This window comes from Neisseria sp. P0014.S002 (genome assembly GCF_051958295.1).
In the GTDB taxonomy this organism is placed as follows: domain Bacteria; phylum Pseudomonadota; class Gammaproteobacteria; order Burkholderiales; family Neisseriaceae; genus Neisseria; species Neisseria flavescens_B.
In genome coordinates this window covers 1-270 of record NZ_JBQCVO010000073.1, presented here as the reverse complement: position 1 = coordinate 270, position 270 = coordinate 1, and the positions used below count along the sequence as shown (strand labels likewise).

General features: G+C 58.5%; 1 protein-coding gene. It reads right to left on the bottom strand.

Features of this window, described 5'->3' with window-relative positions; genetic code table 11:
- Positions 1 to 262 (bottom strand): ArsR/SmtB family transcription factor (locus ACTHSX_RS10660; RefSeq protein ID WP_440379671.1); only part of this gene is annotated, 262 nt, incomplete at its 3' end.
- Positions 263 to 270: the final 8 nt, after the last annotated feature.

The following is a 270-nucleotide window of genomic DNA, read 5'->3' as shown; positions in this document are numbered from 1 at the left end:
CTGCGTCGTCATTGCCGCCGATGTGGTCATCGCTGGGTTCTCCACGGTACTCAACATCGAGCATGCCGCATAGCTCAGCGCACTCCCCGCCGTCTCTTATCAGAATGTCAGCCAACAGCATCAAACGACGAATTTGTTGTGGGTGCGCCAACGTGTAATACATCGCCCGGCCATGAGCGTGACTTGCCAACAGGCCGGCGTCTCGCAGCGTGGCGACGTGGGAAGAAACCGTCGACTGAGCCAGCCCTAGATGAGCGACCAGATCAGTGA